Annotated in this window: 13 protein-coding genes and 1 pseudogene; 6 read left to right on the forward strand and 8 right to left on the reverse strand. The window is 73.3% G+C overall.

Annotated elements, in window-relative coordinates; all coding sequences use genetic code 11:
• Window positions 1-104: 104 nt before the first annotated feature.
• The 7 genes from ABZ562_RS36075 to ABZ562_RS36105 form a co-directional block, all read right to left on the reverse strand.
• Window positions 105-803, reverse strand: coding sequence for a ScbR family autoregulator-binding transcription factor (locus ABZ562_RS36075; protein WP_361488198.1), 699 nt, complete (start codon window positions 801-803; stop codon window positions 105-107).
• Window positions 804-1008: 205 nt separating this feature from the next.
• Window positions 1009-2199 (reverse strand): M20 family metallopeptidase, encoded by a 1191-nt coding sequence (locus ABZ562_RS36080; protein ID WP_361488201.1) that lies wholly within the window; start codon window positions 2197-2199, stop codon window positions 1009-1011.
• A 58-nt stretch (window positions 2200-2257) separates the two neighbouring features.
• Window positions 2258-2428 (reverse strand): hypothetical protein, encoded by a 171-nt coding sequence (locus tag ABZ562_RS36085; protein ID WP_361488203.1) that lies wholly within the window; start codon window positions 2426-2428, stop codon window positions 2258-2260.
• Between the two features lie 197 nt (window positions 2429-2625).
• Window positions 2626-3966 (reverse strand): MFS transporter, encoded by a 1341-nt coding sequence (locus tag ABZ562_RS36090; protein ID WP_361488205.1) that lies wholly within the window; start codon window positions 3964-3966, stop codon window positions 2626-2628.
• The gene (locus ABZ562_RS36095; RefSeq protein WP_361488208.1) at window positions 3963-4961 is read right to left on the reverse strand and encodes an NADP-dependent oxidoreductase; all 999 of its coding nucleotides are present in this window, start codon (window positions 4959-4961) and stop codon (window positions 3963-3965) included. The genes ABZ562_RS36090 and ABZ562_RS36095 overlap by 4 nt, the downstream gene beginning before the upstream one ends.
• A 123-nt stretch (window positions 4962-5084) precedes the next feature.
• Window positions 5085-6359, reverse strand: coding sequence for a hypothetical protein (locus tag ABZ562_RS36100; protein WP_361488210.1), 1275 nt, complete (start codon window positions 6357-6359; stop codon window positions 5085-5087).
• Entirely contained in the window at window positions 6356-7516 is a 1161-nt protein-coding gene (locus tag ABZ562_RS36105; RefSeq protein WP_361488213.1) for a transposase, read from the reverse strand. Before ABZ562_RS36105 ends, ABZ562_RS36100 begins: the two co-directional genes overlap by 4 nt.
• A gap of 257 nt (window positions 7517-7773) precedes the next feature.
• Here ABZ562_RS36105 and ABZ562_RS36110 point away from each other — a divergent pair, with 257 nt between their 5' ends.
• Window positions 7774-8565: a ScbA/BarX family gamma-butyrolactone biosynthesis protein gene (locus tag ABZ562_RS36110; protein WP_361488215.1), complete on the forward strand. Its 792-nt coding sequence runs from the start codon at window positions 7774-7776 to the stop codon at window positions 8563-8565.
• Here ABZ562_RS36110 and ABZ562_RS36115 read toward each other — a convergent pair.
• Window positions 8543-9334: a CDP-alcohol phosphatidyltransferase family protein gene (locus ABZ562_RS36115; RefSeq protein WP_361488218.1), complete on the reverse strand. Its 792-nt coding sequence runs from the start codon at window positions 9332-9334 to the stop codon at window positions 8543-8545. The two genes, ABZ562_RS36110 and ABZ562_RS36115, sit on opposite strands and share 23 nt — an antisense overlap.
• Window positions 9335-9494: 160 nt before the next feature.
• Between ABZ562_RS36115 and ABZ562_RS36120 the strand changes: the two genes are divergently transcribed.
• The 5 genes and pseudogenes from ABZ562_RS36120 to ABZ562_RS36140 form a co-directional block, all read left to right on the forward strand.
• A complete protein-coding gene (locus tag ABZ562_RS36120; RefSeq protein ID WP_361488221.1) occupies window positions 9495-10475 on the forward strand; it encodes a zinc-binding alcohol dehydrogenase in 981 nt (326 codons plus the stop codon).
• 107 nt (window positions 10476-10582) lie between these two features.
• Entirely contained in the window at window positions 10583-10981 is a 399-nt protein-coding gene (locus ABZ562_RS36125; protein WP_361488224.1) for a 6-carboxytetrahydropterin synthase, read from the forward strand.
• Window positions 10978-12135 (forward strand): glycosyltransferase family 4 protein, encoded by a 1158-nt coding sequence (locus ABZ562_RS36130; RefSeq protein ID WP_361488226.1) that lies wholly within the window; start codon window positions 10978-10980, stop codon window positions 12133-12135. Before ABZ562_RS36125 ends, ABZ562_RS36130 begins: the two co-directional genes overlap by 4 nt.
• Complete coding sequence (locus tag ABZ562_RS36135) at window positions 12132-12980, forward strand: class I SAM-dependent methyltransferase (RefSeq protein ID WP_361488229.1); 849 nt, start codon at window positions 12132-12134, stop codon at window positions 12978-12980. The genes ABZ562_RS36130 and ABZ562_RS36135 overlap by 4 nt, the downstream gene beginning before the upstream one ends.
• Window positions 12977-13906: pseudogene (locus tag ABZ562_RS36140) on the forward strand (lysylphosphatidylglycerol synthase transmembrane domain-containing protein); the annotation flags it as partial. The gene ABZ562_RS36135 and the pseudogene ABZ562_RS36140, both read left to right, overlap by 4 nt.
• Between the last annotated feature and the right edge of the window lie 82 nt (window positions 13907-13988).

Here is a 13988-nt window from a genome sequence, read left to right on the forward strand (position 1 = left end):
GAGCGCGGGGCCGCGAGGTGCCGCCCGCCGCGGCAGCGGCTGATGTCACAGCGGCGTCGGGAGCCCGGCATGATCCACACGACACCCCCTAGGGGGCCCGGGCCTCAGCCGACCAGGCTCTCGTCGGCGGCGCCGGGTGAGGCCGCGCCCCGGGCGGCGGTGCCGCGCCCGGCCGCCTCCATGACCGACTTCGCGTACGCCGGGCTCACCTCGGTGCGCGCGATCACGGCGGGTACCGCGACTCCAGGGAGGAGCAGGCGCCACATCCGCACGGCCCGGTCCACCAGATCCGCCCGGCCGCTCACCACGGACGCGTACATCTGCATCCCGGTGCACGCCTCGACGACGAACTCGGCGAGCTCCCCGGGCTCCACCCCGGCCTGGAGTTCGCCCTTCTCCCGGGCGACGCGCAGGCACTCGGCCATGATCTCGCCCCACTCCCGGTAGGGCGAGGCGTCGCGCACGCCGAACGTCTCCTGCTCACCGGTGAGCCGGACGCCCGCCCGCAGCAGCGGATCCGTCTGGAGCTGCTGCGCCCAGATCATGGTGATGTCGACCAGTCGCTGCAGCCCGTCGGTCTCCAGGAGCGGGATGATCGACTCGGGCTGGGCGTTCATCACCGCCCGGGCCAGATCCTCCTTGGACTTGAAGTGGAAGTACAGAGCACCCGCCGTCACACCGGCGCGCTTGAGGACACGGCTGATACTCGAGCCGGCGAAGCCGTACTCGTCGAAGACCTCCGCCGCCGCGCGGAGGATCGTTTCCCGGGTCTGCACAGCACGTTCTTGTTTGGGCCGCCCCATCTCACCTCTCCAACAAATAGAACGTTCCTTACGTTACCAACAGCCCGTGCCCCGCTCGACCTCACGCCCACGACTCCTGATCCCGGACATCCGCTAAGAGACTACAAGTGGCCACATGCTGGCACTACGTGCACACTTTGCGACTACTTGATGTCCCAGGGACCTCTTCAACTTCTCCGCATCACCATAACAAAACGAGCACTCTCTATTTTAGCTCGCAGCGGTCCAGGGCGAGCCGGGCGTACAGCGCGGCCCCGTCCGCCAGCACGGCCTCGTCGAAGACCGCGAGGGGCGAGTGGTTGTACGGCGCGTCGGCCGGGTCGGCGCCGGGCGGCGCGGCGCCGAGGAAGACCATCGCGCCCGGCACCTCGGCCACGACCCGGGAGAAGTCCTCGGAGCCCGTCATGGGGCGCTCCAGCGGTTCGAAGCGCTCCTCGCCGAGGAGTTCGGCGACGGTCCGGGCGACGAACCCGACCTCCTCCGCATCGTTCACCGTCACCGGGTACAGCTCACCGAACTCGGCCTCGGCCGTCACCCGGTGCGCCGCCGCGACCGCCTCGCAGACCCGCACCGTGCCTTCCTTCAGGCGCTCCAGGGCCCCGGGGGAGAAGGACCGCACCGTCGCCTCGAACCGGGCGGTCTCGGGGATGATGTTCTGCTGAGTCCCCGCGTGGAAGGTCCCCACCGTCAGCACCACCGGGTCGAACACGTCGAACTCGCGGGTGATCCAGGTCTGGAGCGCGGTCACCATCGCGCACGCCGCCTGCACCGGGTCCTTCGCCCGGTGCGGCATCGACCCGTGGCCGCCCATCCCGTGCACCGTGACCGTGAGAACGGCCGCGGCGGCCATCGCGGTGCCCGCCCGGGTGGTGAACTGTCCCCCGCGCTGCCGCGCGGAGGTCACGTGGAGCGCGTACGCGGCGGACGGGCGGGCCCCGGTGGCCTCCAGCACGCCCTCGTCGAGCATGTGGCGGGCCCCGTCGAAGCCCTCCTCACCGGGCTGGAACATGAACACCACGTCGCCGGCCAGCCGGTCGCGGTGGGCGTCGAGCAGCCGTGCGGCGCCCGCCAGCATCGCCGTGTGAAGGTCGTGGCCGCACGCGTGCATCGCGCCGTTGGTGGCGGCGAAGTCCAGTCCGGTCCGCTCGGCGACCGGCAGCGCGTCCATGTCGCCCCGGAGCAGGACCGTGGGCCCCGGCCGTGCGCCACGGAGCACGCCGGTGACCGAACTCAGGCCTTCGCCGGTGGATATCTCCAGACCGAGCCCGTCCAGGGCGGTCAGTACGGCCTCCTGTGTGCGCGGCAGGTTCAGGCCCGTCTCCGGGGCGGCATGCAGCGCGCGGCGGAGCCGGACGATGTCCCCGTGCAGCTCACGGGCGTCCTCCAGCAGGTTCATGGCTCTCTCTCCTAGGTCGTGTACGGCGGGAGTCCACCGGGGAGCGGCGGGTGGGGCATCAGGCCGATGGGGTGCACGTACCCGACAGCACGTCCCAGTACCGGTAGGCCAGCGGCAGCGCCTCGCGCAGCACGCCCGCCAGCCGGTCGGCCCCCTCCCGGATGTCCTCCGGCGAGGGGTAGGAGTACGACAGCCGCAGATGCCGGGCTCCTCCGCCGTCGGCGCGCAAAGCCGGTGCCCGGCACGTAGGCGACGCCGGACGACACAGCGCGGTCCAGCAGGTGTCCGGTGTCCATTCCCTCCGGCAGCGTCATCCAGACGAAGAATCCCCCCTGGGCACGGTCCAGGAGACGCCGGGCGGCATACCCGTGGTCAGGGCGAGCAGCATCGCGTCCCGGCGCTTCCGGTACGCGGCGCGGGCCCGGCTCAGGTGCTCCTCCCACGGCTCGGTGCGCAGATAGCGCTCGACGGTGAGCTGGGCCAGGTCGGAGTGGGAGAGCACCGCGCTCTCGGCGGCGAGCACCAGCCGGTCTCCTTCCACTCCTGTTCGCTCCCCTGCGCCTCCTGGGGCCGGAAGCCCAGAGCCGCCCAGACGGCACAGGCGGCGAACGGCACCATGATCATCGCGGCGGTCAGATACGCGAGCGCCAGCGACCGGCCGGCCGCGATCCCGAGGAGGGGCATGAGCCCGGCGGTACCGGCCCCGATGGCCAGCAGCCGCAGCGAGGCCAGCTTGCCCTTGTCGGTGTCGGCCCCGTGCTGCTGGAGCGCCGTGAGCAGCCAGGTGATGCTGTTGAGGTTGGCGAAACCGGCCAGGAAGTACGCCGGGAAGTGCAGGTACGGCGTCCCGGCGAAGGCGAGCAGCACCGGCAGCAGCGTCTGGACGCCGATCCAGAAGGGCAGCAGCCGCTGGCGCACGGTGAAGCGGGTGAAGAAGGTCGCGGTGATCATTCCCGCGCCGAAGGTCGCCTCCACCAGCGAGATGACCCACGACCGGCCCCCGTAGTGGGCGTCGACCATCGGTACCACCAGCGTGCTGAGGCTGTAGGAGATGAAGAAGTCCCCGGCGCACAGCGCGACCATCGCGAAGACGACCGCCTCGTGGCGGTGGCGGGCGAACAGACCGCGCCAGTCGGCCACCATGTCCGGCAGCGCGGTGCGCAGCGAGGTTCCGCTCAGCCGTCCGGTGGCCTCTGCGGCCGGGGCGGCCATCACGGCGACGAGGGTCGCGGAGAACACCGAGACCGCCACGTCCACGAGCAGCGCCTCGGTGGGCGTCCCCACCAGCAGGACCAGGCCGAGCAGCGCCATGCCGGCCAGTCGTCCGGTCTGGACGGCGATGCTGATCCTGCTGTTGAACGTGATCATGTGATGCCGGTCGATGTGGTGGGCGGTGAACTTGAAGAACGCGGTGCGCTGGACGTTGTCGAACACCGCCAGGAGGACCGCCGCCGCGCCGATCACCAGCAGGGGATCGCCGAGGCGGGTGGCCGACACGATGACGATCGCGGCGACGGTCACCGCGCGCAGCAGTCCGCAGGTGACGTAGGTGCGCTTGGAGTCGAACGCGTCCACGAGAGGGCCGGAGAACGGCAGCACGCAGATGGCGCCGACGCCCTGGAGGGCGAAGATCATCGCGAATGCCTCGGCGTCACCGGTCAGCCGGAACAGCGTCTGGCCCAGGGCGAGGGTGTAGACGCCCAGCCCGATGCTGGACAGCAGCATCGCCGAGAGCATGGTGCGGGCACCGGAGCCGAGGCGCGTCACAGCGCACCCGCCCGGACCACGGCCTTGCCGGTGTTGCGGCCGTCCAGCATGGCCAGGAACGCCTCGACGATCCGGTCGAAGCCGTCCCAGGCGGTCTGCTGGTCGACCACGCGGCCGTCGCGCAGATGCGGGATGAGGAAGCCCTCCAACTCGCCTTGGACGTCCCGGTGGTTGCGCACCAGGAATCCCTCCAGCCGGATGCTCTTCTCCACCAGGTCGAAGAGGTTGCGCGGGGCGGGCGGCGGTTCGGTGGCGTTGTACTGGGCGATCGCGCCGCACCAGGCGATCCTGCCGTGCTCGCGCAGCGCGGCGATGGCCGCCGCCAGATGTTCACCGCCGACGTTGTCCACGCAGATGTCCACGCCGTCGGGGGCGGCGGCCGCCAGCAGGTCGCCGACCGGCCCCGCGCGATGGCTGAACGCGGCGTCGAAGCCGAGCTGTTCGGTGAGGCGCCGCGCCTTCTCCTCGGTGCCCGCGCTGCCGATGATCCGCTTCGCGCCCAGCAGCCGGGCGATCTGCCCCGCCGCGGTGCCCACTCCGCCGGCGGCCGCGGTGATGAAGACGTCCTCACCCGGCTGGAGCTTCGCCACCCGGGTGAGCGCCACGTACGCCGTGAGGCCGGTACCCCCCAGGATTCCGAGGAAGGAGGCCGGATCAACACCTGGCACGTCGGGGAGCACCCGCACCTCGTCCGGTGTCACCACCGCGTGGGTGCGCCAGCCCTGGCGGTGGAACACCAGGTCTCCCTCGCGCAGACCGGGTACGCGGGAGGCGGTGACCCGGCCGATGGTGCGGCCTTCCAGCGGGGTGTGGAGGGCCCAGACCGCGTCCATGTTCTCCCGCATGTACGGGTCGACCGACAGCAGCACGTTCTCCACCAGTGCGGAACCAGGTCCGGGTTCGGGGACGGGCTCCTCGACGAACGCGAAGTCGTGGGCGGTGGGCGCCTGATGAGGGCGGCGCACCTGATGGACGAGGATGGCCTGGCGGCGCATGACGGACCTCCGGGTCGGGCGCGCGGCGTCCGCGCGCGGGAAAGCGGTGGAGCGGGGTGCGGTAGAGCGGGGTGCGGTGGAGCGGGGTGCGGTAGAGGGAGGAACGGGAGAGCGGGGCGCGGGTTACGCGAGCCGGCGGTCGATCACGGTCTTGATCTTTCCGCTGACCGGATTGCGCTCCAGCGCGCCCTCCGGGTGGCACTCCACGACGAGTTCGAAGACCTCGAGATCGTCGTCGTACGCCTGGAGGTGGCCGAGCACCGGGAAGGCCCCGATCAGGAACTCCCGCAGGGTCCCGGGGTCGAGCGGTTCCGGCGATTCGGTGCGCAGCACCAGCGTCTCGGTGCCGCCGCGGGTGAGCAGCTCGGCCTGGAGCTGGGAGCCCCGGAACTTCTCCAGGGCGTCGACGAGTTCGTTGTAGTGCACCGTCTGTGCCTTGAACTTGAGCTGCCCGTCACTGCGGCCCAGGTACTCCAGGACGCGTCCGGACACCCCGCAGCCGCAGTCGCGGTGGCTGACGCGGCCCACGTCGCCGATGCGGTAGCGGATCAGCGGGCCCTCGAACTTCTGCATCGCGGTGATCAGCAGATGTCCGCTCTCGCCCTCCGGCACCGGCAGGCCGTCGTCGTCGACGACCCCGACGAGGTTGTAGTCGTCGTTGAGGTGGTGGGAGGTGCCGCCCAGGGAGGAGCACTGATAGCCGAGCTGGGCACCGTCGTTGGCGGAGAAGTCGCGGACGAGCATCAGCAGCAGTTCGGCGGTGACCTGCTGGCCGGTGGAGTACGCCTCGACCGGCATCCGGGTCAGCTCGCTGCTGGTGGTGATCAGGCCGCCGCCGCTGGGCGGGGCGTCGGTGGTCAGGTCGCGGGCGCGGGGCAGTGAGCACTCCTCCAGGGTGGCCATGTCCAGGACGGGCAGACGGCTCAGGTCGGGGAGGCCGGACACCGGCGGCAGGTCGCGATAGTGCGCGGTGTACCGGGCCATGCCGACCAGGTAGCGGAGGCGGGCGTCGAGTCGCCCGGTCCGCCCGGGGTCGGCCTCCCGCGCCGCGGCCAGGGTGGTGCCGCCCAGGTAGGTGGCCTCGTACACTCGCCGGAACCAGGGGGCGGCGCAGTCGGGCGCGGCGATGGGGGCGGGCGGGCGGGAGCGTCCGGGGGCGAGGCGGATCCGGATGGCGTCGGCGCCGGCCCGCTCCTCGGACGCGTACGGGCCGCCCTCGCCGAGCGCGGGGTCCGCGCCGCCGGGTCCGGCGTCGAGGACGAGGTCCGGGACCTCGACGGCCGTGCCCCGCACCGGTTCGCCCGCGGGCGCGGTCCGGACGGTCGGCAGCGGGAAGCCGGGTTCGTGGAGGACGGCGGCCACCTCGTCCCACAGGGCGGGCCGTTCGGTGCGGATCACCACGTCGTTGCCGAGGGCCCAGGCGAGCAGCAGACCAGCGTCAGGTGGTGGTGCCAGCCGGGGTACGAGCGGCCCTCGAAGGCCGACAGGCCGAACTCCGTGAGCCGGTCCACCGCCGCGGTGGTGTCCTCCTGAGCGCGCGTCAGAGCGAGCAGTTCCTCGGGGGTGGTGCGGACGAGGTTGGTCAGCCAGATCCGGGACGGCGTACGGGCCTCCGGGGGCCAGTGGGCGAACAGCCGGCACACCGAGTGTTCCAGCGGCACCCCCGACAGCCGCACCGTGCGGGTGACCAACCGCCCGGACCGCCGTCCCCGGCCCCCGTCGGCCTGGACCGCCGCGACCACGGGGGCACGCCCGGCGAGCAGCGCCCCGGCGGGCACGGGGGTCGCGGCCGGGTCCGGCGCCTCGCCGTCTTGGCCGACGGGGACGAGCGGGGTGGTGGACGGTACGGCGAGGACGGCGTCGTACCGGCGCCTGACCAGCGCGCGGGCGAAGGCGCCGGCCTGCTGGTCGTGGGTCATGTCCAGGACGATCGGCGGGGCCGCCGGGGTGCGGGCGGCCAGCGCCTCGATGAGGCTCAGCACCTGGGCCGACCAGGACTGCCCCCGGACGGCCGCCGGAATCCGGGTGCGTGAGCGCAGTTCCTCGTCCTCGCTCCAGCGGCCCGACAGCAGCATCCGCCAGTCGACGGGCAGGGGACCGTCGTCACCGGCGAGGAAGATCCCCACGCCGGCCTGGCAGTTGACGGTGCGTCCGAGGGCGGGCACGAAGCGCCGGTGTACGCCCACGGACAGCTCACCGCGCTTGGGGATCACCACCAGTCCCACCGTCCACGCCCGTGTGGCGGCCCGCCGCTCGGCATGGCGCAGCAGCGCGCTCCTGACCGGGTTCCAGTCCCACGGACTGGCGTTGACGAACTGCTGCAGGGCCGGTGCGGCCGAAGGGTCGCCCACCGCGGCCGCCAGCTGCCGGATGGACTTCTTGCCGGAAGCCGTCAGCAGGCCCTGGAGGTACACGCCCGCCCACCGCCGCTGGTCGGCCCGGGGCAGCCCGGCGAACACGTCCTGGGCGAAGGAGGCGAGGCGCCCCCGCTCCGTCGCGGTGGCGGAGTGCGGGACGACCGGCTTCGGCAGCCGCGCCACAGTGTGCGACGTCATGGTTCGCTCCCTCTCTGGCACCCAACTCCAGAGAAAATACATAACATTCGCTTTGTTTTCCACCCACGCAGCCACCCTCGGGGAGAACGACGCCAACCATCACCCCATCCGCCTCGGACCCCCTCGACAAAAAAACCGATCGCCCTTTATCTTATCGGTCATCGCATCGCACCGAGGACGGCCGTGGCGCTACGGAACAGATCCGTCCGCGCGCCATGGAATCGCAGCATTCCGTTTTTTGATTCTTCGCGGAGACCGTGCGCCGGGCCGTACCGCTCGTGAGTCACCTCGGGTACGACGTGCCCTTCGGGCACCGCCAGATCTGGGACCGTCTGACCTGGGCCCTGGAGCCCGCCCAGCTGGCCTCCGCCGGGGTCCCCGCCGAGTTGGAGATGCGCGTCCGGTGCACCGACGTGGTCCGCAGAGGCCGCCGTCTGGCCGCCCTGACCATGCATGTGGAGATCAGCCGTGACGGCAGACCCCTGGGCGTGGCCACCACGCGGTTCGCCAGCCAGGCCCCGGCCGTCTACGACCGGCTGCGCGGCGCCTACGCCGACGTGGACCACGCCCTCTCCCGCGTGGTCGCCGCCGCGCCGCCGCTGGCCCCGCACCGCGTCGGCCGGGACCGCGCGCACGATGTGGTGCTCGCGCCCACCGGCGAGCCGAACCGCTACCTGCTGCGCTTCGACGTCGGCCACCCGGTGCTCTTCGACCACCGTGTGGACCACGCCCCCGGCATGCTGCTCCTGGAAGCGGCCCGGCAGGCCGCCCACACCGTCGCCCACCCGGACTTCGCCGTGATCACCGCCATGGACACCGCCTTCCGGCGGTACGTGGAGTTCGACGCGCCCTGCCTCGTGGCGGCCGAGGCGCTTCCCTCCCAGCTCCCCACCCACGTCTCCTCGCGGGTCACCGCCGTCCAGCACGGCGAGGAGGTCTTCTCCACCACCGTCACCGCCCTGCGGGGTCCCGCGTCATCCGCCGTCCTTCGCGGCTTCTGCGCCCCGCCGCGGACCGGGCCGGGGGTCAGGCCGCCGACGAGGGGGTGACGTACGCCGTCTGGGCGCGGGGGTGGGGGACGACCGGCGCCAGGCCCGTACGGAGCGCCTTCTCCGTGCTCCACAGCCACCCGATGTCCCGGGCGAAGGACCAGATCAGCGAGGTCAGCGCCAGCAGGACGACCGCGAGGTCCGCGGGGGCCGGGAGGAGACCGGTGGCGGCCACCAGGAGGGCCACGCCCTGGAGCGCCGCCACCGTCTTGCGGGCCATGCTGTGCGGGAGGGGCGCGCTCAGCCACGGCAGGAAGCGGGCGGCGGCGACGAAGGCGTAGCGCATCGCGCCGATCAGCAGCACCCAGGGACCCAGCGCGGTGGCGACGTAGACGCTGAGCACCAGGATGAGGATGGCGTCGACCTCCATGTCGAACCGCGCGCCCAGGGGGGAAGAGGTTCCGGTGCGGCGGGCCACCTGGCCGTCGACCGCGTCGAGGATCAGGGCCACCGCGGTGAGCGCGGTGAGGACCGCGACCCGGGGCGGGTTCGTGAAGGAGTCGGCGACCAGCGCGGTCACGCCCCCGACAAGGGTGGCCCGGGCCAGGGTGACGCGGTTGGCGGGCCCGAAGGAGGACAGCCAGGAGCGGGAGACGGCGCGGGTCAGCACGGCCCAGGTGACGGCCGCGAAGGCGAGGCCCGTGAGCCAGCCCGCGGGTCCCAGACCGAGCGAGGCGCCCAGAAGCGTCAACAGGAGGATCTGCACGCCCGCGCCCGCGGCCGTCTCCTGCCGCAACAGCCTCGCGTTGTGTGTGTGGTTCAGTGCCACCGGGCACCCCTCCGGCTGTGTGACAGTGTCGATTGGCGCCGCGTACCGTGTGCGCGGCTTGATGATGTCCCGTACGTGGCGCATCCCCCGTTTGTTCAGCGTGATGTGCGCCCCGTTGTTCGGCGCGGAGTTTCCGCTCGATTCCCTGAGGAGGACGCCGATGGAGCGCGTCGCCCGTGCTTTCTGGCTCGATTCCCCCGGTCACGGCGGGATACGGGACGTGGTGCTGCCCGAGCCCGCGGAGGGTGAGGTGGTGGTGCGCTCGCTGTGCTCCGGTGTGAGCCGCGGCACGGAGGCGCTGGTGTTCCGGGGCGGGGTGCCGGAGAGCCAGTACGGCGCGATGCGGGCGCCGTTCCAGGAGGGCGACTTCCCCGGGCCGGTGAAGTACGGCTACCTGAACGTGGGCGTGGTCGAGGAGGGGCCGCGGGAGCTGGTGGGCCGTACGGTCTTCTGTCTGTTCCCGCATCAGACGCGGTACGTGGTCCCGGCGAGCGCCGTCACCCCCGTACCCGAGGGCGTGCCCGCCGAGCGGGCGGTGCTGGCCGGGACGGTGGAGACCGCGGTGAACGCCCTGTGGGACGCGGCGCCGCTGCTCGGCGACCGGATCGCGGTGGTCGGGGCGGGGATGGTCGGGGCGTCGGTCGCGGCGCTGCTGGCCCGCTATCCGGCCGTACGGGTCCAGTTGGTGGACGCCGACCCGGCGCGCGCCGGGATCGCCGAGGCGCTGGGGGTGGACTTCGCGCTGCCGGAGGACGCCGAGGGCGACCGGGATCTCGTGGTGCACGCCAGCGCGAGCGAGGCGGGTCTCGCCCGCTCCCTGGAACTCCTCGCGCCGGAGGGCACCGTCATCGAGCTGAGCTGGTACGGCGACCGCCGGATCAGCGTGCCGCTCGGCGAGGCGTTCCACTCCCGGCGGCTGACCGTGCGCAGCAGTCAGGTGGGGACGGTCTCCCCGGCCCGGGGCGGCCGCCGCGGCTATGCGGACCGGATGGCGATCGCGCTGGAACTGCTCGCCGACCCGGCGCTGGACGCGCTGGTCACGGGGGAATGCGCGTTCGAGGAACTGCCGGGGGTGATGGCCCGGATCGCCGCGGGTGAGCTGCCGGGGCTGTGTCACCGGGTGGCTTACGAGGGTGCGTAGGACCGGGGCGCGAAAACCCGTCCGAACAAGGCTGAGCTGGGGCTGAACACGGGGAAGGCATCGGCCGTACTAGAAGCCGAGATGTGCCAGCCGGACCGGGAGGGCCGTTGTTCAGCATCACCGTCCGCGATCACCTGATGGTCGCCCACAGCTTCAGCGGAGAGGTCTTCGGACCCGCGCAGCGTCTGCACGGAGCCACGTTCCTGGTGGACGCCACCTTCCGGCGTGCCGCGCTGGACGACGACAACATCGTCGTCGACATCGGACTGGCCACCCAGGAACTGGGCGCGGTGGTCGGCGACCTCAACTACCGCAACCTGGATGACGAGCCCGCCTTCAAGGGGATCAACACCTCCACCGAGTTCCTGGCCAAGGTCATCGCCGACCGGCTGGCGGAGCGGGTGCACGCCGGGGCGCTCGGCGAGGGCGCGCGCGGCCTGTCGGGGATCCAGGTGACCCTGCACGAATCGCATGTCGCCTGGGCGAGTTACGAGCGTGAGCTGTGACCGCGCACGTGGAGAGCCCCGGAAGCCTGCTGGGTCTCGGCGGCGGTGCCGCCCCGCCGCCGCTGCGCGCGGTGCACGTCGTCATGCCCGGCGGGGTGGCCGACCCGGCCACGCCGAGCGGCGGTAATACGTACGACCGGCGGATCTGCCGGGAACTGCCCGGCATCGGCTGGGACGTCCACGAGCACACGATCGCGGGCGACTGGCCGCAGGCCGGGCCCGCGGCGCGCGCGGAGCTGGCCCGGCTGCTGGCGGAGCTGCCGGACGGCGGCATCGTCCTCCTCGACGGCCTCGTCGCCTGTGCCGTCCCCTACCTCGTCGTTCCCGAGGCGGAACGGCTGCGGCTCGCGGTGCTGGTGCACCTGCCGCTGGGTGAGGAGACGGGGCTCGCCCCGGGCCGGGCGGCGGACCTGGACGCGCTGGAGCGCAAGACGCTGAACGCGGTGCCCACGGTCGTGGCCACCAGCGGCTGGGCGGCCCGCCGGCTCGTGGCGCACCACGGGCTGGCCCCGGGCCGGGTCCATGTGGCGGCGCCCGGGGCCGATGTGGCGCCGCAGGCGTCCGGCACGGACGAGGGCACGCGGCTGCTGTGCGTCGCCTCGGTGACCCCGCGCAAGGGCCAGCTCCGGCTGGTGGAGGCACTGGCCGAGGTCACCGATGTGCCGTGGACGCTGGAGTGCGTCGGCGCCCTGGAGCAGGACCCCGGCTATGTGGAACGGCTGCGGGAGCTGATCGGGACGTCCGGGCTCGGCGACCGGGTGCGGCTCACCGGCCCGCGCGGCGGCGCGGAGCTGGAGGCGAGCTACGCCGGTGCCGATCTGCTGGTGCTCGCCAGTTACGCCGAGACGTACGGGATGGTGGTGACCGAGGCGCTGGCGCACGGCGTTCCGGTGCTGGCCACCGCCGTGGGCGGGGTTCCGGAGGCGCTCGGGTACGCGCCCGAGGGCAGTGTGCCGGGCCTGCTCGTCCCGCCGGACGACCCGGCCGCGCTCGGGGCGGCGCTGCGCCGCTGGCTGGGCGATCCCGATGTACGCCGCCGGCTGATCACGGCCGCCCGCGGCCGGCGCACCGCGCTGGACGGCTGGCGGACGACCGCAACGGATCTGGCCGGTGCGCTGGAACGACTTCGCCGCGAACCCCGGAGGGCCGCGTGACCACCACCGATACGCCTCGATACGCGCCCGAGTGGCTGGAGTTGCGCGAGGGCGCGGACGCCGCCGCCCGCGCGCCCGAACTGCTGGAGCCGCTGCGTGCCCGCCCGGCCGACGGCGCCGTACGCGTGATCCACGACCTCGGCTGCGGCACCGGTTCCCTGGGCCGGTGGCTGGCGCCCCGGCTGGACGGCCCGCAGGAGTGGGTGCTGCACGACCACGATCCCGGTCTGCTGGAGCTGGCCGCCGAGCGGGCGCCGCGCACGGCCGCCGACGGCAGCCCGGTCACGGTGCGCACGCGCCGCGGTGACCTGGGCTCGCTGACCGCGGACGATCTGGCGGGCGCGTCGCTGGTGACGGCCTCCGCGCTGCTGGACGTGCTCACCGCCGAGGAGATGGAAGGGCTCGCCGCGGCCTGTGCCGGGGCGGGGTGTCCGGTGCTGCTGGCGCTGTCGGTGGCGGGCCGGGTCGAGCTGGCCCCGGAGGATCCGCTGGACGCGGAGATCGCGGAGGCGTTCGACGCCCATCAGCGCCGCTCCGGTCTGCTGGGGCCGGACGCCGTCGCGGTGGCCTCCGAGGCGTTCGCCCGGCACGGCGCGACGGTACGGACACACGCCAGCCCCTGGCTGCTGGGGCCCGGGGAGTCCGCGCTGGCCGCGGAGTGGCTGCGGGGCTGGGTGGGCGCGGCGGTGGAGCACCGCCCGGAGCTGGAACCGCGCGCCGAGAGGTATCTGCGGCGGCGGCTGGCGGAGTGCGCGGCGGGCGAGCTGCGGGTGGTGGTGCACCACGACGATCTGCTCGCGCTGCCCCGGCCGGTGAGCCCCGGACCGACGGGCGGAGTGTCATGAGCGCGTCGATCCGGGCACGGCTCGGCACACTCGCCGGGGCGGCCATCATCGCGGTGCTGCTGTGGCAGATGGGCACCGGCGCCTTCCTGGAGGGCGTGCGCCGCATCGACGGCCTCACCCTGCTGGCCGCCCTCGGACTCGGCCTGCTGACCACCGTGTTCAGCGCCTGGCGCTGGTGTGTGGTGGCGCGGGCGCTGCGCATCCGGCTGCCCCTGGCAAGGGCCGTCGGCGACTACTACCGCTCGCAGTTCCTCAACGCGGCGCTGCCCGGCGGCGTCCTCGGCGATGTCCACCGCGCGGTACGGCACGGGCGGACCGAGGGGGATGTGGCCCGGGGTGTGCGCGCCGTGGTGCTGGAGCGGACCGCGGGTCAGGTGGTGCTGGTGATGGCCGGCGTGGCGCTGCTGTTCGCCCGGCCCTCCCTCGCCCTGTCCGAGGCCGGCCGGGTGGTCCACGCCGTGGCCACGACGCCCGGCGCCGCGGCCGCGCTGATCGCGGTGTGCGGGCTCGGGGCCGTGGCCGTCGTACGGCTGCGCCGCGGGCCCGGCACCTCGCGGGGGCGCCGGGCGCTGCGCGCCGCGCTCGGCGAGGCGCGGCTCGGGCTGCTGGCCCGCGCGAGCTGGCCGGGGGTCATGATCTCGTCCGCGGTGGTGCTGGCGGGCTATCTCGGGATGTTCCTGCTGGCCGCGCGGGCGGCGGGATCAACCGCCCCGGCGACCCGGCTGGTGCCCATCATGGTGCTGGCCCTGCTCGCCATGGCGCTGCCGCTGAACATCGGCGGCTGGGGCCCCCGCGAAGGCGTCACCGCGTGGGCCTTCGGCGCCGCGGGCCTGGGAGCCGCGCAGGGGCTGACGGTCGCCGTCGTGTACGGGGTGCTCACCTTCGCCGCGAGCCTGCCCGGTCTGGGTGTGCTGGTCGGGCAGTGGGCCGTCCGGCTGCGGCGTCCCCAGGTCGAGTTCGAAGAGGGTGTCCTCGCCGAGGCGGGCCCGGCGGGTCCGGGGCCGCAGG

The sequence above is a fragment of the Streptomyces sp. NPDC019937 genome (assembly GCF_040631655.1).
Classification (GTDB): domain Bacteria; phylum Actinomycetota; class Actinomycetes; order Streptomycetales; family Streptomycetaceae; genus Streptomyces.